This is a genomic window from Limnohabitans sp., assembly GCF_031539175.1.
In the GTDB taxonomy this organism is placed as follows: domain Bacteria; phylum Pseudomonadota; class Gammaproteobacteria; order Burkholderiales; family Burkholderiaceae_C; genus Limnohabitans.
Map to the genome: position 1 here is coordinate 15,033 of NZ_JAVKLQ010000082.1, position 17,686 is coordinate 32,718.

Sequence of the window (17,686 nt, forward strand, 5' to 3'; positions counted from 1 at the left end):
TTTTGGGTGAACATGCGTTAAAGTTGAAGATCACCCCATAGGGTTGAATTTCATCATGTTTTCGACTTTTCTCATGCTTTGGAAGGACTGGCAATGCGGTTTTCAAGTTTTCTCGCCATCGGGGCGATGTGCATGGCTCTTGTGGCCTGCGGTGGTGGTGGCTCGGATTCCTCCACAGCTTCCAAGACCGACAACACCCCTGTGGCCTCGGCATGCACGATTGCCAGCACCGATCCAATGCTTGCGGTGTCTTTAAATGGTGCTGTGGGCTCTGCCCAGTTTTCTGGTGGCGGTAGCCAGCTTACCTATTCAGGTGGTCTGACGGGGTCATTTGCTTTGGTCAAAGATGGCAGCAGTGCTGCCTGTCTCGACAGCACCAGTAGCAATACCAGCATGGCCACAGCCATGCAAACCGGAGCCTCTGGGCTGGGCGTTTCCCATGTCACCGTGGCTGGTGTCAACCAGCCTGCACTGCTCTTGAACACGAACGGGCTGGCATCCAACGGTTCCGTGTCCACCCTTCAGGGTAACTACGTTGTCCTGCGCTACCAGAAGGACACCAGTGGCGGCGGTCAGATTCGCATGTCGTATGCCGCCTTCTCCATCGATGGAAGTGGCATCTGGAGCATGTGCAAAAACACCGCAAGCTGCTCTACCCCAACGGCCACAGGAAGCTTTGCAGCCACTGCTGGCAGCTCCACCGCCTTTGACCTGTCCTCCAGTGGGCTGGTGCGTGCCAAGGCCTATCTGATGGGCACAGGTGCCAACCGTGTGCTGGTGGTGGCCGAAAACGACTCCGGTGGCAATGGTGTGGTGACAGGGCTCTGGTTGGGTACGCCGCAGTCGGCATGGTCGCCGGTGGCGGGCAGCTATGTGATGAATTCCAGCGATGGCATTCAAAACCCCTTGTCGGTGTCCTTGCAGAACGTGGTGGTGGGTAGCCAAAACCATGCATTGACTGCGGATAGCCCCGTCACGGGCGTGGCCACGACAACGGCCTCTAATGGCAACATCAACTATCTGGTGTCTTCTCCTGCAGGGCTGGTAGTGACTGGCAACAACGATGCCAACAACTTTGCCAATGGACCGGGCTACTTCTCCTTCGGAGTGAAGCCTTGAGGTCGGCAACTACAGAACAAACCTTGGCAGTGACGCCGACAGCACCCTTGGTACCGTCAGTGCAGTTTGAATCCCGCGATGGTCACTTGCGTGCGCAGATGCTAAGTGACGAGCAAGGACGGGAGGAACTGTTTGTCTATGACCACCGGGGGAACCTGCTGGATGTGCTGACCAGGGTGGAGGGTCTTGCTCCAGCGGCACCCACACTTGTTACTAACGGGCACGGCCCTTCAACCTGAGTTCAACCTGAGTAACGGATGCCGCTCTGCATCAGTGCTCAGGGCAATGGATTTCACATCGAGGGTCTCGCCCCAGCAGGAGGCTCCCTGCATCAGCACCCCAACAGCCAACCACCAACAAAGAACCACCAGACAAAGGAGACCACCATGAAATGCGACTACTGCAACTCAGACCACACCCGCAGGATTTTTGATATCCACAACGCGGGCACTTCCATCTCCACGGGCAGTGGGTTTGGCTTCGCCACAGACGGTCAGGTCATCATGACCAATACCACCACGGTGAGCAAAACACTGGAGGCCGCAGGCCTTGAACCACCGAAGAAGTTCTCCTACGGCAATGTTTACATCGCATTGGTCATCATGCTGTTTGCGCTGATGAACTTTCCGCCACCGTGGATGTGGCTGCTGGTCTGCCCGGCCATGGTGTATGCCGCCTACCAATACCCCATCATCTGGAACCATCGCAACCGTGTGTTTCCCGACGTGATGCGGCGCTACATCAACCAGTGGAAATGCGGGGACTGCAAGCGCGTCTTCCTCGATCCTTCGTTCAAGTGGACAGAAGGTGTCAGGGACTGGATCTGGAAGGAAGTGCTGGCACGGAACTTCATGCTGACCAAAACCGTGAAGGTCATGCTCAGCGTGGCAGGGCTGTTCTTCATCTACCCGTTCATCCTCAGCTTCTCACTGGTGCGGCAAATGCCCTATCTGGGTGGATTTTTGAGGGAGTACCTGTTTGCCTTCATTCTGGTGACCATCGCTGCTGTCAAAGCCTACAACGCTGCCAGGAAGCGCAACGCCAAGTAAAGGCGAGCCGGACGAAGCGAAAAAAATCGAGCGGCCAATTTTTACTCCCATCGTTTATTGGATGGATGTTCATTGGTCGCTGGATGTGGATTCATTGGGTTTTGCTCTGAGGGATTTCAATTCCCACTGGGTGAATTACCTGATGTGAGGCGTTGTGGACTTCTGGATTGAATATCTGGCATCAGTCTATGCATTCAAGCCAACAGACCAATGGGAGTAATAAGCCAAGCAATCCAGCAGTCCACTTCTATCTTTATCCTTAGTTAAGTTGATACTCATCGGTGTTGGTAGATCAATTCATTGGTTATTCCTGCTGGGAACAATCATTCCCACTTGGTGAATTACCTGATGTAAGGCGTAGTGGTCTTCCATACTGGGTCAAGTTACACAACCCGAACAAAAGCCACAAGGGCGCGAGACCATAGATAACTGGTCGGCTTCAATGCAAAGCCCAACAATGCACCTCCTACGGTGAGGTCTATTATTTGTCAATATCTATTGAATACAATGAATTTTAATATATTTTGAATTAAATGCAGATAATCTATTGACACGGCCGATATTATTTAGCATAATACAACCTACAGCGACTAAATACTTATTATTGACGACAGCCTAATTTAATTAGCGAAGAGCACTTATTTAATAGCGACTCCCTCCCCCATTCATAGCGATCAACCCAACAGGCGGGTTCTAACAACGCTTTTTGAATTGGAGAACGCTATGAATAAGCAAAATAATATCGGTTTGGTTACCCCCATCGCTGGGGCTGTGTCTTTGGTTTCTTCCTCCCAGAATGCTGGTGTCATGTCCCTTGCGGACTTGAGCTCTCTGGAAATCCACGAGGCGGCTTACCTCTTTCCTGAAATGCAGGAGCAAGAGTTCGCTGAACTAAAGGAAGACATCCGTGTCAACGGGCTTCAAATTCCCATCTTGACCTTCGGTGAGAAAGTGGTGGACGGTCGCCACCGTCTTCGTGCTTGCATGGAGCTGGGCATCATCCCTCGCTTTGAACAGATGGTTGCCGCCAATGACGCTTCCATCGTCCAAGCAGTAGTCGGCATCAATTTGCACCGCCGTCACTTGTCAGAAGGCAAACGCGCCTTGATTGGTGCCAGTTTGACCAATTCCGCCATTGGCAGCAATCAGCATACCGCTGGAGCGGTAAGCCAGACCAAGGTGGCAGCAGACCTTGGCATTTCTGTGGACTCCATTGCACGCGGCAAGAAGGTGCTTAAACACGGCATCCCTGAGTTGGTGGAAGCGGTTTCCTCTGGTCGCCTGAACATCACCAGTGCGGCCAAGTTGGCAGACCTTGCCAAGGAAGACCAGAGCCAGCTGAATTTCGACGACATCAAGGCCATTCAGGATGCCAGCAAGGCCATCAACAAGGCCAAGTTTGAAGTGCGTCGCCAGGAGCGATTGCAGGCCATTGAAGCCAAGAGGGCCAACAACAAGCCATTGACTTCTGGACTTGGGAACTTTGGGGTCATCTATGCAGATCCTCCATGGGACTACCTTGGCACTGCCGTTCCTTACCCTGTGATGACCTTGCAGGAAATCTGCGACATGCCCATCAACACCATTTGCGCTGAGGATGCGGTGTTGTTCATGTGGTGCTCCAACTCATTGTTGCCCGATGCTTTGAAAGTGGTTGAGGCATGGGGCTTCACTTTCAAGACCTCCATGGTCTGGGATAAGGGCATCGCCGGCCAGGGAGCTTATTGCCGCCAGATGCATGAAACCCTCGTAATTTGTTTGCGCGGGGCTGTGCCAGAGGTGCCATTTTCTGCACGACCTGTTTCTGTTTTGAAGTACCCAAGACTTGAGCACAGCCGCAAGCCTCCCGAGGTCTGTGACTTGATCGATGCCATGTATCCCGAGCTTTCCAAGGTGGAGTTGTTCTGCCGCGGAACGCCCGCGCATGGCTGGGCTGGCTGGGGCAACGAGTGCGATTACACCCCACCCGATGCGACAACTACTGAAGCTGCATCAGCACCTTTGCCTGCTCGCAAACGCGCATGAATTTAAAGACTTATTACAAGGAGAAAGCTATGAAAAAACGTGAAGACGCGAACGACAACCAAAAAGCCATCAAGGCCGTATTTGGGAAAAAAGCCCGATTGAGGGAAATCATCAATCAGGCCATCGAACAAATGGAAGACAGCATGGATGAGGACACTTCATTTGAAGATGCTCTTGACCAGTTCTGCTATGACTTTAACAGTCTTGCTGCCGAAAATGCCGCTATGGCATTGGGGGTGGACCTTACCCATTACTACATCAGGACCAGCAGCCAGATGGAATCGGGCGATGTGCAACGAATCATTGACGAGATTGAGTTCAAGGACCGCGACCACTGTGTCAACAAGTTGCTTGATGCTTTGCACCGTAATGATGCCACCGATGCTCAGGTTCTTTTCAGGGACATCATCGTCCGTCAAAAGAGCGACTTTCCACGAATGAATCCTGCGGCTTTGCAGACCTACCTCATCAATGTGAATTCGGAATTGAATGGGGAACACAGCATCGGCAATGCCATCAAAAAATTGACCGCTTAACAACTAATCGAAGAGCTGGGGTAACGAATTTGAAGACACCCCGCCTGAGACGAAAACTACCGAAGCCGCACCAACACCTGCTCGCATGCGAGCCTGATTTTGAACTAAATCACATTGAACCATTTTTTAAAGGAGACGACGATGACAACAACAAATCAACAAGCAATTCATGAGGTATTCGGCAAGCCTGAAGTATTGCAAAAGCTAATCAGACAGACATTGGAGGAGCTTCAACACCCTGCGAACTCCGACCTTTCATTTGACGCCTTTGCCGACTACTTTTGCATTGGCATCAATGGCCGTATCGCTGAGCATGTGGCGACCGAACTATTGGGTGCGGACCCTGCCCATCACCCAGGCAAAACACCATGGGTGGGAACAGGATTGCTTCAAGACATGATTGACGGCGATGCTCCACATTTCCCAGATGCTCAGGTCAACGAGATCTTCGCCCAACTAGCACTCGGTGATATCCCAAAAGCATACGACGTGTTTTTGGAGTCCTTCAAATTGCAACAGGGATGGCGCCCTGCTTTCACGCAGGACGAGTGGGCCACCTATGTGGGGGAGGTCAACGAACGCATCAAGGGACCCGATGAATTTACCCTCATCATCGCCAACTTCGAGAGCGCGGTCGCTAATCACAAGCTTCGCCAAAAGCTTGACACCAAGTTGGTTCGAAAGGGAGAGGTTCAGTTGGCCAAGATATGAAGATGACTAGCCTTGCACGCTCGTTGATAACCGTTGCGATAATCGAGCAGCCAATGTCGTTTTTACACCATGAATTCACCTTTTAGCCCACTGTCCGATGACGAGTTGCAAAAGCTCGATGACTTCCTGCTTTACGGAGTGGAAAACGACGAGGGCATGACGCTGGACATTCTGGATGGCTACTTGCATGCCATTGCCATCGGACCGACTTCCGTTCATCCGAGTAAGTGGATGCCTGCCGTATGGGGACAGGACACAGGCATGATGCCGCCCATGGAAAGCATCGAGCAGCTCAATGAGATTTTGGGTTTGGTGATGCGGCTGTTCAACAGCATCATCGCGGGTCTGGAAACCGAGCCACGTGAGTTCTGCCCCAACTGGTGCACCCAGACCTACCGTGGCAAAGAATACGACGATGCAGAGGGCTGGGCATATGGCTTCTGGCAGGGCATGAAGCTGTGCTGGTCCGACTGGCAACCCATGCTCCAAACGCCGCAAGGACAGGCCTGGTATCGCCCCATAGGCCTATTGGGCGAGGATGAGTTTTCAGCAGACCAGGATGCATTGACCAAGACGCCAACCATGCGTGGAAAGTTGGCACTGCAAATTCCTGATGCTGTGGTCGCCATCTATGAGTATTGGCTGCCGCATCGTCTTGCCGTCCATGAGCGGCATGTCGCCACCACCTTGCAGAAGAAGGTTGGACGCAATGAGCCTTGCCCCTGTGGCAGTGGGAACAAGTTCAAGAAGTGCTGTGGGGTTGCAGGGAATCTGCATTGATTTGGATGATGGCAATGCAGCGTTACCAGCCGGTCATGAACGGCTGGTTATGGATGGGCAAATTTGGGTGTAGACCAACAATTCAAAAGTTCGTTGGCCACCTCTTCGGGTGCTTATGAAGCTTCCTGTAACATGAGCTTTCAGAGGGAGGTCACATGGCAACCAATGTACAAGACTACGCGGCCGAGATTGACGTGAAGCAGCTCGTGCACTTCACGCGAGAGAGCAGCCTTGACTCCATTTTGCAGCGGGGTCTAATCACACGAGACACCCTCACTTTGGAGGGATTCGCAGCCTTCAACGACAACGTGCGTGCAGACTACACACATGCGGTTTGCGTATCGATTGGATTCCCGAACTACAAGATGTGGTTCAGGATCAAAAAGGACAACCCGGATGTTGATTGGGTGATCTTGGTCATCGCGCCCACCGCTTTGTGGGAACTCCCTTGCGCGTTCTGTTCAGCGAATGCTGCGCTTGGGGCTGTTGCAGCAATCCCCATCGCGCAGCGTCAAACGCTGCAAGCCTTCCAGGGCATGTACGTAGACGTGCCAGGCAAGGAGCGGGTGAAGTTGGGCATCCCTAGTCACTGGCCTACAAATCCGCAGGCTGAGGTCTTGATGCTTCAGGGCATTCCGCGAAACTATATTCGAGGCGTGATCGCCTTAAACACCACTCAGGAACAACGACTCCGAACGAAGTACCCAAGTCTACAGGTATGGATGCATGCTGGTTACTTCCGGTATCGCAAGGACTTTGCATTTTGGAAGGCTGGCGTCTGACATGGCAACCCGTCCGATCTTCACGCCATCCACGAGCGGCAAGCTGCTCGTGTGGACCCACCACGTTGATTTTGATTGGTTCCCGGGGATGGCGAAGGTACAGGCACAGAAGTCCATTGCCTCTTTGCATCAGAACGCGATGCGCCAGATCGTTGTTGACAAGGTACTTGAAATTTCGAGCAAGTCACTTGATGAGCTTGGCGTAGCGCTCAGTGCCTTCAATCTCATGATCCGAACGCCGAGGGGGCGCGAATACAGCCTTGAATGCGCTTATCAGTCAGCCAAGGTATTTGAACGTGGCGGGCCATTTCTTGACCTACGCGAAATGCGTTCAATCGACGCGAAACGTGACCCACGGCTGCTCCAACATGGGCGGCTTATCAAGTTCACGATTTATGGGTGCGATTGGGATCTTCAGCCGCGCACTGCGTTCTATGACTGGCTCTATATCAATGCCCTGCACAAGCATCCAGATTTGGCAACGCAGGTGCTGGAGTACCGAGCGTTTTCAGACATTGCATTCAATCCAGAGCGGTCAATTAACTGTCAAGCGTATGCCGCTGCGCTATACGTGTCACTGCATCATCGAGGGTTGTTGACCGCAGAAATCTTACGGGACAAAGAGGCCTACCTGTCTGTAATATCGACTGGCGCTGTGAGCAACGCCCATGAGAACAGCGAACTTCAGGTTCGCTTAGATGGAGTCAGCTGAATGGAACGTCGGCACTCTCCGAAAATTCAACTGTGTAAGGTATGCGTTGGTTCGCACAAAAAGTTGTCGGTCAGGCTTGGTATTGAGGTCACCATTCGCCAGTGTATCGATAGAGTTTCTGGGCACAAATCGACATGACGCTGGATACTTATATTTCTCGTTTAGTCAGACTGCTCGCTTTGAGTTAGTGAGGTAATTCGTCTTCGACAAGGGAGACTTGTAGTAGTCCTCGTCCAGAAAGCGCAGCAACGTCTTCAGCGACTTTCTGTCGCCGGGGAGTTTTATCTTTTCGCTACCATCCTTAGTAACGTATTCAATTGGGATACTGAATTCCGAGGCGATGGCCTTGATGTCGTTTGATGGCACCTTGTTCAGGATGTTGCTCTGCATTACTAACCAGACCTTGCGTCGGACCCAGGAGTCGCTGGCAGTCATCAATGCGTCAACATTCTCGACATGCAGTTCCTTCAGTTCTGAGAACTGCTTGATGTCGTTGTCAGTCGCTTCCTGATAATAATTCGACATGTCAAAAAGCTGCCGAATGTGGAAAAAACTGAAGAAGGACAGTTTGGTGCCGCGCAACTTCGCCGCGAGCTTGTTGTCTAGCGTCAGACCAGCCCCCTCGATTCGCCTGTACGTGTCCTTCGAGTGAAAGATCGAAAACCCCGCAGAGGAGATCACCCTACGTCGATCGAAGCTCTGAAGATACACCACCCAAGTGCCCTCCTCTTCCTTATGGCCGAAGAACAGAGCCCTGATCTGGTCAAAGTCTAGATTTGATGGATCGGCGACCGGCACGTCCAGGGGCGTAGCGACTACTTTCGACAGGTTATCCAAGTCCTCGAATTCCTCAATGACGAGCATCTCTCCCTGATCAGGTTTGTAGTTCCCATCGAATAACACCTCTTCGCAGCCGGTACCGAAAGCCTCAACCTGTGACGTCAAGTACGAGGTCATCGACGTCTGAACATCGTTGTTCACCGCAAACCTGACGATTCGATTTCCGGGGTCTCGGGTATAGGCAAAAAGTGTATACATCATCCCTCCAGCAGTAGTTGAGGACTTAACTGGCGAACAGACTTAATGTCAGCCGCCGAGAGTAACTTTCGACGCGAAATCAAGGTGTAAACCATGCCGTTAGCACCTTCAACCTTATAGAACCGGTAGCGAAAGACATGCAGCATGGGATGGCATGGGATGGCCTCCAGCGTTGCCAAAAGCACAGCCGAGACAGCGGAGATCAACGCAAGCACCTGAAGGTCTTCCAGCTTGGTTATCAAGGGAATAAAGTAGGACACAACAAAGACTACCAGTAGCCAATCCTGCGACTCGATCTTCTTCGCACTGAAAGCAAGTATCTCAGTCTGGACTCCGGCGGCTCGAATAACCAAAAACGGGAACACGCAAGCCAATGCCCCCGCAGCTATCCATCCGTAGGTCTCGTACGATCCGCCAAACTTGTAGACCTGTGCGGCAGCGGACAATACCACCGCCGGCGCGATCGCGGAGAGAAAAAACAGGGTTCTAATGGTGACATTCATGATTTCAGCGACTTCGCGAATGTCTGGAAGTAGCTCTGCATGATAGCTCAAGGCATGGGCCAGCCATCTAGGTCGATCCAGGTGGCACTTGCCATTCGTTAAAGCACCATCTTGCGTCAACCAACGAGTTAGCCACGATAGCTCAAAAAGTCCCAACGACTTGGGTATATCGGCGGCGGCATCAGATGCATCTACATCGGTCGGATACTTCCTCGGGGCCGCTGGCCCCGCCAGCGACTAGTTTTCGCTGGTCAGTTTTGCCATCCCGATGTCGCTTCCTGCCTATTGCCGTCATTGAGTTGACCGCAGAAGGTAGTTCTTCCCAAATCGCAATTGCACCTCAATGCCCAACATGCCCCATGTACTTCCTCACCGTCTTGATGTTCAGCCCCGATGCCGCCTGCAATGCCAGTGGTGTCACGAGGGTGCCGCTGGAGCGTAGGGCTGCAGCTGCCTTTTGCAGGGTCTGGATGGCTTTTTCAGCTCTGATGGCATTGGTGTACTCGGCACCCTTGCTCATTCGCTCCTGTGGTGTTTCCGTGGTGAAGTTCAGCACCTTGGGCCTGCTTCCAAAGTTGTGACGGTTTTTCCAAGCCCAGCGACCACATGCTTTTGCTGAATGCTGGACTTCCTTGTAAGGCAGGGGATCGGCAAATCCAGCATTGATTTCTGTCGCCTTGAATTGGATGGCCTGCAGCCAGATTTCCTCGCCTGCAAACTGCTGGACAGCGCGGTATGCCCAATGTCGCATGGTGTGAAACAGCTTGTCATTGCGGCCTCGTATATCCTGGTCGGTTCCCTTTCTGTGGGGATGGGGGGTGGGCTTGTCTGGCAGGTATTCGTTGATCACCGACAGATCGTAGCTGGCTGGATTGGTGATGACATGCCACCTGGGATGCAAGGGGTTCTTGGTGATCACATGGTTGTATGCCAGATCGGCAACCAGGCAGTCGGTCATCGCCCTTTCAATGCCCTTGAAAAAGTCTTGAGGCTTTGATCGTCCGCCGTCATGGAAGGCGACGGGGGTGTTGAGCTTGTACAGGTAGTGGCAGTGGGTGTTGACTGGGTTTACCGTGATGATGGTCGGTGGTGGCAGTCCTACGGCCTCGTATCGGAATGCTGAGCCTGGCTCGTCAATGTCGAAGCTTAGGTAATGGCGGTACATCTGGTTGAGACCGCAGTAGGCGAAGTCCCCTACCTTTTCTCGCTTGCGAAACCTGGTGCCGTATTCAAAGTCGTTGGTGGTGACCACGGCAACGTTTAGGTGATCGTAAAAATCTTGCAGTATCTGGTTCATCCTTTTGTTCCGTTATTCATACGGTACAAATTAGCGGGTTTACGGCGGAAGTCAAGTCATTGGGTCATGGATACGGACACTTTTAGAGGTGGCACCCTTGTGCTGCCCACACCCAAGAATTTCTGGACTTGCAAATCGAATTCACTCGGCCTCGCGTGTGCTGAATTTTGACTTCAGGCGTCGTGCAACAGGCTCCAGAAATGTGGTCGACGTAAGCCTCAAGGCATCAAAGTTGACCGACTTGTAATTGAGCTTATTGATGGCACGCTGCATGTTTTCAAGGGTCAATTCGCTTTCATGGATGTAGACGTCGTGAGAGGACATTCGCGTGTCCATATCATGGCCGACCATGACCCGTTTCAAGCCATCATTCACGCCCGCGTTGGTCAGGGCCGTGACGACCGTGTGCCTGAAGGAATGGAACACCTTGAGTTCACTGACGACATTGACTTCCTTCTTGTCCAGGTACTTGCCGAAGTTTCGGCACATGTTTTTTCGATAGCCGTTTTTTCCGTCGCGCAGGTGTGGAAACAGTTTGAGGTAGCCTGCTTCTTTCATGACCTGCACATAGCCCAAGAATCCAAGGGCAATCAGTTGATCGTGGACAGGCACTTTGCGCTTGGCGTTGTCCGTCTTGCCCTTGAGGATGTCAATGTAGGCAATCCCTCGTTCTTCCTTGATCTGGCTAATGTCTAGGCTGGCGATCTCTTCTGCACGGGCGCCTGTAAACAAAGCAATCAATGGGCACCAATAAAAGTCAGGCAGCTTCAGTTGCTTGAGGTACTGCTCAGGATGAAAAATCCGTTCAATTTCCTCGGCAGAGAAAGTATCGTAAGACTCCATCTGATTGCTGCTGCCTGCGATGTTCATTCCTACTGCAGGGTTTTCCATGCGTGCGATTTTGTTGTTGATGCAGAAGTCAAAAAAGCCTCGCAGAATGGACAAATGGTCGTTGACGGTGCTGGCACTGCGGTTGTCTTCGAGCAGGCGAATTTTGTAGTCCGCAACCGTCATGGCGGTGATCAAGCCGACGTCAATATTGCCCGTCATTTTTGCAAACGCACCGACCACGCCCAGTTGTTTGTTGTAGGTCGACTTTTTCAGGGTCTTGATCCGCTCCATGAAGTAGCGGAATTTGGCAGTTTCCAGGCTGGTGCCGCACTTGTTGACAGGCATGATCTCGGTGATTTGTTCCCTCACCGCGTTGGCCCGGTTGCTGGCGTAGCTTGCCACGATGCTTTGGAGTGCCTGGCCTTCTTCTGGGGTGTCGGCATGGAAGAACCCACGTTCAAAGTCGATGGTCATCGCCTTGCGGGTCGTGACTTCGGGCGAGTTGAACAGGTGCTCAAAGTCCGAGATTTTCGGGTTGGTCAATGCGGCCTCCAAAGCCAGGTTCAGCGTCAGTGCGCGCTGCTTCGCGATTGAGCAGTCTTTGGTACGCAGGCTGCGCCTGAGTTCAGATTTTCCTATATCTGCGCGCAGTGCTTTGGGCACTACCAGTCGGATGTAAAAAACGCCGCAGCGGTCGCGTGTGAGACGTGGGGTCTTGATGCTCATGGGCAGTTCCTGGGTGGAACTGGATGAGTGAAGTGGATGATAGCCAAACCCAAACCGGCTGGAGAGCCGCATGGGGCTTGGGTTTCAAAAAGTGGTGCGGCTGGCGGGGATCGAACCCACGACCCTTGGCTTCGGAGGCCAATACTCTATCCACTGAGCTACAGCCGCATCTGAGTCGATCCCTATTGTAGGGGGCCCGCTATAATTTCAAGAGTTTAAAAGTTGATTCCTAAGGACACATTCATCATGAGCGACAACCACCACGAAGAAGACCACACCGGCCCAATCAAAACGCCCAAGCAATTGTTGCTGGCTGTGGGTTACTCATTTGTGTTGCCCGTTTTCATCATCATTGGTTTGGTTTACTTTGTCACCTCCGCCAACAAGCCACAGGCTGGCTCGTCCAATGCGCCTGAGGCCGTCGCAGCCCGCATTCAAAAGGTTGGGGCTGTTGAGATTCGCGATGCGAACCGCGAGCTGAAGGCTGGCGCAGATGTGTTCAAAGCACAATGCTCTGCTTGTCACGCAACCGGCGCTGCCGGCGCACCTAAGTTTGGCGACAAAGCCGCTTGGGGCCCACGCATTGGCAAGGGTTACGAAGCTTTGTTGACCTCTGCCCTCAAAGGCAAAGGCGCCATGGGCGCTCAAGGCGGTGGCGATTTTGAAGACCTCGAAATTGGCCGCGCCGTGGTGTACATGGCGAACGAAGGCGGCGCTAAGTTCAGCGAGCCTAAGAAAGCTGAAGCCAAGTAATTTGGTGGCACCTCACAGAAAAACCGGCCTAGGCCGGTTTTTTTATACCTGTGCGTTTGGCTTTTGCGCAGTCTGCGGACTTCGTACGTAGCCAAATTGCTGGCTCAAAGTAGCACGCGACACTTCTTGGGGCACCCACAAACCCGACTCGATGGGGGCCAGTGCCAAATGCATATCTTGGGTGTGCACCAAGCCAAATCCGATTTCGGTGTCCATATAAAAGTAACCCGCTTCGTCCACACAGCAACGTTGCATGCGTGCGGTGCGACCCGTGTGCGTTTGCAGACTGCCATCTGGTTGAATACGCCAAACCCATGGGGTGGCTTCAAGTTCGACATACACGCGCTGTGGTCCGTTTTGAAAAAACCAGCGACCTTGCTTGTCGCATTCGTAGTTACGACCAATGAAGTCAATCAGCTTTTCGTGCTGTAGGCGAGAGCCCTTGCTTTGGGTAAACGTACCTTTGGCCTGCACTTGGTCGTCACGCATGTACCAATCGCCACGTGCGTCTAGCCCAAGCCACCCATAACAGTCGGGCACATTCGGCCATTTGGCAATGGCTTGTTTGACGATCTCGTCCATAGCTGTCCTTTTAAATCGAGGCTTGCTTGAGCCATTCCACGACGGCGCGGGGCATGTCAGCCAAATGCCCTGGAAACGCCCCGCTCACAAATCCGACATGCCCCCCCGTGGCGGGCTGCCACAACTGCACCCAATCGCTCACATCGTGAGCATTGGGCAAACAGGCGGCTGGAATGAAGGGGTCGTTGCGGGCATTCATCACCAAGGCGGGCACGCGTATGCTGGCGAGGCCCGGCTTGGCGGAGGCGCGTTGCCAATAGTCATCGGTGTCTTTGAAGCCATGCAAAGGTGCGGTGAACACGTTGTCAAACCCATACAAGGTGTCCACGCGCATCAAAGCGTGCGGATCGAACAGGCCAGGAAATTGATGCAACTTCTGCAAAGCACGCGGCTTCATGCTGGACAAAAACATGCGGGCATAGACGCGTTTGTTAAATCCACTGTCTATCGCATGACCGCTGGCAGCGAGGTCGATGGGTGAGCACACCGACGCGATGCCATCGATCACGCCTGATGCACGATGCCCTTGCTCGCCCGCCCAACGCATCAAGGCGTTGCCACCGAGTGAAATTCCCACGGCGTACATCAAGCCGTCGTGTTGTTGCCGAAACTGGGACAACATCCAAGCGATTTCTTCGTGATCGCCTGAATGGTAGGCGCGGGGGGCCAAGTTCAGTTCGCCACTACAGCCCCTGAAATGCGGGAGGGCAAGACGCCAGCCACGTTGCTGCACTTCGGCAGCGAAGGCTTGGGCATAGTGGCTGCCAGAGGAGCCTTCTAGCCCATGGAACAGCACCAAGAGTGGCGCATCGTCTGCGGCGTTGGGGGTATTGAGCCAATCGACGTCGATGAAGTCGCCATCGGGTGTTGGCCAACGTTCACGCGACCACCGTGTGTCTGCGTTTTTAAAGTACCGCGCAACTTTGGCGGCATAAATGGTTTGCAGATTTCCACCCGGTAGCCACCAAGGTGCTTGGTAATCCCAACTCAATGCAAAACCTGAGGGGTCTGGGTTGACGCTTGCTTCAACGCCGAAGTGCCTGGGCTCGCGTGATGGGCCACCATGCGCCATCCTTGGGGCGTGCGTTGGTACACATTGGTCGCGATGACAAAGGCTTCTTGTGGGCCTTCAGCAGAAAGCACGGCCACACACTCCACCACGTTGTGCATAGCACTGGTGAGCGATTCGACTTTGCTCACTTGCTCAGGGCGCACAGCGATGTTGCCGTTGGCAAATAAGGCCTCAAAAGCAGCGCGAATGGTGGCACTGCCGATCAAACGCGGGCCACCCGGGTGCACGCAAATGATTTCGTCTTCATCCGCCCAACAAGCCATCAACTTGTCGAGGTCAGCCTGCTGCAAGGCCTCATAGAACTGGGCCTCAATCTCATCGGCACTGCCGCCCACAGTTGCGGCTTGGAGTTTGGCTTTTCGCATGGCTAAATTGTCGCTTGATTTTTGCCCAAGAAAAAAGCCCCAGTCGTGAGACAGGGGCTTTGGCAAGTTGCAGCCGTGAAGCTGTTTTACTTTTTACCGCGGAAGCGACGCAAAGCAGACAACTCGGCAGCCAAGATGGTCAACTCGGAACGAGCACGAGCCAAATCGACTTCGCCTTTGGCGTTCTTGACTGCTTCTTCAGCAGCCAATTTGGCAGCGTTGGCTTTTTCTTCGTCCAAGTCTTTGCCGCGAACTGCGGTGTCAGACATGACGGTGACGCAATCGGGCTGCACTTCAAGAATGCCACCCGCCACGAACACAAACTCTTCGCCACCATCTGCCGTGTGGATGCGCACCGAACCGGGACGGATGCGCGAGATCAGCGGGGTGTGGCGCGGATAAATACCGAGCTCACCCGCCTCGCCAGGCAAAGCCACGAAAGTGGCTTCGCCGGAGAAGATCAACTCTTCTGCACTGACGACATCAACGTGGATGGTACTCATAGGATCTCTCAGATCTTCTTAGCTTTTTCGAAGGCTTCGTCGATCGTGCCGACCATGTAGAAGGCTTGTTCTGGCAAGTGGTCACACTCACCGTTCACAATCATCTTGAAGCCGCGAATCGTTTCAGCCAAGGTCACGTATTTACCGGGCGAGCCAGTGAACACTTCAGCCACGTGGAAAGGCTGCGACAAGAAACGTTGGATCTTACGAGCGCGGGCCACGGCCAGCTTGTCTTCAGGCGCCAATTCGTCCATGCCCAAAATCGCGATGATGTCACGCAATTCTTTGTAGCGTTGCAAAGTACCTTGCACAGCGCGGGCTGTGGCGTAGTGCTCTTCGCCCACAACCAAGGGGTCCAACTGACGGCTGGTGGAGTCCAAAGGATCCACAGCTGGGTAGATACCGAGCGAGGCGATGTCACGAGACAACACAACGGTGGAGTCCAAGTGAGCAAAGGTGGTCGCGGGTGATGGATCGGTCAAGTCATCGGCAGGCACGTAAACGGCTTGGATGGAGGTGATCGAACCGACTTTGGTCGATGTAATACGCTCTTGCAAACGGCCCATTTCTTCGGCCAATGTAGGTTGGTAACCCACAGCAGAAGGCATACGACCCAACAAGGCGGACACTTCGGTACCGGCCAAGGTGTAGCGATAGATGTTGTCCACGAAGAACAACACGTCTTTGCCTTCGTCACGGAACGATTCAGCGATGGTCAAACCTGTCAAGGCCACGCGCAAACGGTTGCCAGGAGGCTCGTTCATCTGACCGTAAACCATGGCCACTTTGGACTCTTCGAGTTTCTCGAGGTTCACAACGCCAGAGTCAGCCATCTCGTGATAGAAGTCGTTACCTTCACGGGTACGCTCACCCACACCAGCGAACACGGACAAGCCGCTGTGCGCTTTAGCGATGTTGTTGATCAACTCCATCATGTTCACGGTCTTGCCCACACCGGCGCCACCGAACAAGCCAACCTTACCGCCTTTGGCGAATGGGCAGACCAAGTCGATCACTTTGATGCCGGTCTCGAGCAATTCTTGCGAAGGGCTGAGTTCGTCATACGCAGGGGCTTTGCGGTGAATAGAGGCAGTTTGTGCCAAATCCACAGGACCACGTTCGTCGATGGGGTTACCCAACACGTCCATGATGCGGCCGAGGGTGGCTTTACCGACGGGGACGGTGATCGCCGCGCCAGTATTCGTCACCATCAAACCACGACGCAAACCGTCGGAGGTGCCCAACGCGATGGTACGGACGATGCCGTCACCGAGTTGTTGCTGCACTTCGAGCGTCAGGGCCGTGCCCTCGAGCTTCAGTGCGTCGTACACCTTGGGCATTTGGTCGCGTGGGAACTCGACGTCCACCACAGCGCCAATACATTGAACAATCTTGCCTTGGGCATGAGCCATTTTTTGCTCCAAAAATTAAAATCAGACAGCAGCCGCACCGGCAACGATTTCCGAAAGTTCTTTCGTAATCGCAGCTTGACGCGTCTTGTTGTAAACCAGTTTGAGTTCGTTGATCACGTTCCCAGCGTTATCGGTCGCGGACTTCATCGCCACCATGCGTGCCGATTGCTCGGACGCCATACTTTCAGCCACGGCCTGATAGACCAAGGCTTCTACGTAACGGATCAACAGCTCATCGATGACGACATGCGGCTCGGGCTCGTAGATGTAGTCCCATGTGCTGTGCAATTCGTGGGTCTTGAGCAACTCTGCCGACAAAGGCAGCAATTGCTCGACCACGGCTTCTTGTTTCATCGTGTTGATGAAACGCGTGAAGCACAGATACACAGCGTTGATTTCGCCATTGACGTAAGCGTCGAGCAAAACCTTCACGGGGCCAATCAATTTGTCCAAATGTGGCGTATCGCCGAGTTGCGTCGCGTGCGACACCACTTTGACACCTGAACGGTTCAAAAAGCCTAAACCTTTGTTGCCAATGGCCACGGCTTGCGCCGTCATGCCTTCAGCTTGCATATCGCGCAACTTGTGTGACAAGAGACGCAACACGTTGGTGTTGAGGCCGCCGCACAAACCTTTGTCGGTGGTCACCACGACATAGCCAGCACCTTTAGCTTCGTTGATCTCCATGAAGGGATGAACGTATTCAGGGTTGGCCTTGCCGAGGTTAGCCGCAACATGGCGAATTTTTTCGCTGTACGGACGCGCAGCGCGCATGCGCTCCTGCGCTTTGCGCATTTTGGACGCGGCCACCATTTCCATGGCCTTTGTGATCTTCTTGGTGTTTTCCACCGATTTGATCTTGCCGCGAATTTCCTTACCTGCTGCCATTA

The 17,686-nt window shown here is 53.4% G+C and carries 19 protein-coding genes and 1 tRNA gene; 9 read left to right on the forward strand and 11 right to left on the reverse strand.

The window, feature by feature from the left end; translation table 11 throughout:
* The first annotated feature begins 132 nt into the window (after positions 1-132).
* The 8 genes from RMS95_RS15155 (at position 133) to RMS95_RS15190 (ending at position 7,714) form a co-directional block, all read left to right on the forward strand.
* A complete protein-coding gene (locus RMS95_RS15155) occupies positions 133-1,119 on the forward strand; it encodes a hypothetical protein (protein ID WP_310647027.1) in 987 nt (328 codons plus the stop codon).
* Between the two features lie 386 nt (positions 1,120-1,505).
* Positions 1,506-2,168, forward strand: coding sequence for a hypothetical protein (locus RMS95_RS15160; protein ID WP_310647028.1), 663 nt, complete (start codon positions 1,506-1,508; stop codon positions 2,166-2,168).
* Between the two features lie 723 nt (positions 2,169-2,891).
* Positions 2,892-4,193 (forward strand): MT-A70 family methyltransferase, encoded by a 1,302-nt coding sequence (locus RMS95_RS15165; RefSeq protein WP_310647029.1) that lies wholly within the window; start codon positions 2,892-2,894, stop codon positions 4,191-4,193.
* Positions 4,194-4,222: 29 nt separating this feature from the next.
* Complete coding sequence (locus RMS95_RS15170; protein ID WP_310647030.1) at positions 4,223-4,729, forward strand: hypothetical protein; 507 nt, start codon at positions 4,223-4,225, stop codon at positions 4,727-4,729.
* 141 nt (positions 4,730-4,870) lie between these two features.
* Positions 4,871-5,440, forward strand: a complete 570-nt coding sequence (locus RMS95_RS15175) for a hypothetical protein (protein ID WP_310647031.1) — start codon at positions 4,871-4,873, stop codon at positions 5,438-5,440.
* 69 nt (positions 5,441-5,509) lie between these two features.
* Positions 5,510-6,220 (forward strand): UPF0149 family protein, encoded by a 711-nt coding sequence (locus RMS95_RS15180; protein ID WP_310647032.1) that lies wholly within the window; start codon positions 5,510-5,512, stop codon positions 6,218-6,220.
* Between the two features lie 155 nt (positions 6,221-6,375).
* The gene (locus RMS95_RS15185; protein WP_310647033.1) at positions 6,376-7,002 is read left to right on the forward strand and encodes a DarT ssDNA thymidine ADP-ribosyltransferase family protein; all 627 of its coding nucleotides are present in this window, start codon (positions 6,376-6,378) and stop codon (positions 7,000-7,002) included.
* 1 nt (position 7,003) lies between these two features.
* Positions 7,004-7,714, forward strand: a complete 711-nt coding sequence (locus RMS95_RS15190; protein ID WP_310647034.1) for a DUF6977 family protein — start codon at positions 7,004-7,006, stop codon at positions 7,712-7,714.
* 165 nt (positions 7,715-7,879) lie between these two features.
* Here the strand turns inward: RMS95_RS15190 and RMS95_RS15195 are convergent, their stop codons facing one another.
* The 5 genes from RMS95_RS15195 to RMS95_RS15215 form a co-directional block, all read right to left on the reverse strand.
* Positions 7,880-8,752: a Kiwa anti-phage protein KwaB-like domain-containing protein gene (locus RMS95_RS15195; RefSeq protein ID WP_310647035.1), complete on the reverse strand. Its 873-nt coding sequence runs from the start codon at positions 8,750-8,752 to the stop codon at positions 7,880-7,882.
* Positions 8,752-9,255, reverse strand: a complete 504-nt coding sequence (locus tag RMS95_RS15200) for a hypothetical protein (protein WP_310647036.1) — start codon at positions 9,253-9,255, stop codon at positions 8,752-8,754. The genes RMS95_RS15195 and RMS95_RS15200 overlap by 1 nt, the downstream gene beginning before the upstream one ends.
* A 340-nt stretch (positions 9,256-9,595) precedes the next feature.
* Entirely contained in the window at positions 9,596-10,552 is a 957-nt protein-coding gene (locus RMS95_RS15205) for a replication initiation protein (protein WP_310647037.1), read from the reverse strand.
* A 141-nt stretch (positions 10,553-10,693) separates the two neighbouring features.
* Positions 10,694-12,109, reverse strand: coding sequence for a site-specific integrase (locus tag RMS95_RS15210; protein ID WP_310647038.1), 1,416 nt, complete (start codon positions 12,107-12,109; stop codon positions 10,694-10,696).
* 92 nt (positions 12,110-12,201) lie between these two features.
* Positions 12,202-12,277, reverse strand: a tRNA-Arg gene (locus RMS95_RS15215).
* A 78-nt stretch (positions 12,278-12,355) separates the two neighbouring features.
* Here RMS95_RS15215 and RMS95_RS15220 point away from each other — a divergent pair.
* Positions 12,356-12,862, forward strand: coding sequence for a c-type cytochrome (locus RMS95_RS15220; RefSeq protein ID WP_310647039.1), 507 nt, complete (start codon positions 12,356-12,358; stop codon positions 12,860-12,862).
* A gap of 42 nt (positions 12,863-12,904) precedes the next feature.
* On the opposite strand, the gene RMS95_RS15225 is transcribed toward RMS95_RS15220, so the two are convergent.
* From RMS95_RS15225 to atpG, 6 genes are all read right to left on the reverse strand, one after another.
* Positions 12,905-13,444: a DUF2946 family protein gene (locus RMS95_RS15225; protein ID WP_310647040.1), complete on the reverse strand. Its 540-nt coding sequence runs from the start codon at positions 13,442-13,444 to the stop codon at positions 12,905-12,907.
* A gap of 10 nt (positions 13,445-13,454) precedes the next feature.
* Positions 13,455-14,435, reverse strand: a complete 981-nt coding sequence (locus RMS95_RS15230) for an alpha/beta fold hydrolase (RefSeq protein WP_310647041.1) — start codon at positions 14,433-14,435, stop codon at positions 13,455-13,457.
* Positions 14,432-14,881 (reverse strand): nuclear transport factor 2 family protein, encoded by a 450-nt coding sequence (locus RMS95_RS15235; protein ID WP_310647042.1) that lies wholly within the window; start codon positions 14,879-14,881, stop codon positions 14,432-14,434. Before RMS95_RS15235 ends, RMS95_RS15230 begins: the two co-directional genes overlap by 4 nt.
* Before the next feature lie 86 nt (positions 14,882-14,967).
* A complete protein-coding gene (locus tag RMS95_RS15240) occupies positions 14,968-15,384 on the reverse strand; it encodes a F0F1 ATP synthase subunit epsilon (protein ID WP_310647043.1) in 417 nt (138 codons plus the stop codon).
* An 8-nt stretch (positions 15,385-15,392) separates the two neighbouring features.
* Entirely contained in the window at positions 15,393-16,796 is a 1,404-nt protein-coding gene (gene atpD, locus RMS95_RS15245) for a F0F1 ATP synthase subunit beta (protein ID WP_310647044.1), read from the reverse strand.
* 21 nt (positions 16,797-16,817) lie between these two features.
* Complete coding sequence (gene atpG / locus RMS95_RS15250) at positions 16,818-17,684, reverse strand: F0F1 ATP synthase subunit gamma (protein WP_310647045.1); 867 nt, start codon at positions 17,682-17,684, stop codon at positions 16,818-16,820.
* Positions 17,685-17,686 lie beyond the last annotated feature (2 nt).

Excerpts from the sequence above, each read along its gene's own strand:
- RMS95_RS15155 (WP_310647027.1), top strand. The coding sequence starts at position 133 with ATGGCTCTTGTGGCCTGCGGTGGTGGTGGCTCGGATTCCTCCACAGCT.
- RMS95_RS15160 (WP_310647028.1), top strand. The coding sequence starts at position 1,506 with ATGAAATGCGACTACTGCAACTCAGACCACACCCGCAGGATTTTTGAT.
- RMS95_RS15165 (WP_310647029.1), top strand. The coding sequence starts at position 2,892 with ATGAATAAGCAAAATAATATCGGTTTGGTTACCCCCATCGCTGGGGCT.
- RMS95_RS15170 (WP_310647030.1), top strand. The coding sequence starts at position 4,223 with ATGAAAAAACGTGAAGACGCGAACGACAACCAAAAAGCCATCAAGGCC.
- RMS95_RS15175 (WP_310647031.1), top strand. The coding sequence starts at position 4,871 with ATGACAACAACAAATCAACAAGCAATTCATGAGGTATTCGGCAAGCCT.
- RMS95_RS15180 (WP_310647032.1), top strand. The coding sequence starts at position 5,510 with ATGAATTCACCTTTTAGCCCACTGTCCGATGACGAGTTGCAAAAGCTC.
- RMS95_RS15185 (WP_310647033.1), top strand. The coding sequence starts at position 6,376 with ATGGCAACCAATGTACAAGACTACGCGGCCGAGATTGACGTGAAGCAG.
- RMS95_RS15190 (WP_310647034.1), top strand. The coding sequence starts at position 7,004 with ATGGCAACCCGTCCGATCTTCACGCCATCCACGAGCGGCAAGCTGCTC.
- RMS95_RS15195 (WP_310647035.1), bottom strand. The coding sequence starts at position 8,752 with ATGTATACACTTTTTGCCTATACCCGAGACCCCGGAAATCGAATCGTC.
- RMS95_RS15200 (WP_310647036.1), bottom strand. The coding sequence starts at position 9,255 with ATGAATGTCACCATTAGAACCCTGTTTTTTCTCTCCGCGATCGCGCCG.
- RMS95_RS15205 (WP_310647037.1), bottom strand. The coding sequence starts at position 10,552 with ATGAACCAGATACTGCAAGATTTTTACGATCACCTAAACGTTGCCGTG.
- RMS95_RS15210 (WP_310647038.1), bottom strand. The coding sequence starts at position 12,109 with ATGAGCATCAAGACCCCACGTCTCACACGCGACCGCTGCGGCGTTTTT.
- RMS95_RS15220 (WP_310647039.1), top strand. The coding sequence starts at position 12,356 with ATGAGCGACAACCACCACGAAGAAGACCACACCGGCCCAATCAAAACG.
- RMS95_RS15225 (WP_310647040.1), bottom strand. The coding sequence starts at position 13,444 with ATGGACGAGATCGTCAAACAAGCCATTGCCAAATGGCCGAATGTGCCC.
- RMS95_RS15235 (WP_310647042.1), bottom strand. The coding sequence starts at position 14,881 with ATGCGAAAAGCCAAACTCCAAGCCGCAACTGTGGGCGGCAGTGCCGAT.
- RMS95_RS15240 (WP_310647043.1), bottom strand. The coding sequence starts at position 15,384 with ATGAGTACCATCCACGTTGATGTCGTCAGTGCAGAAGAGTTGATCTTC.
- atpD (WP_310647044.1), bottom strand. The coding sequence starts at position 16,796 with ATGGCTCATGCCCAAGGCAAGATTGTTCAATGTATTGGCGCTGTGGTG.
- atpG (WP_310647045.1), bottom strand. The coding sequence starts at position 17,684 with ATGGCAGCAGGTAAGGAAATTCGCGGCAAGATCAAATCGGTGGAAAAC.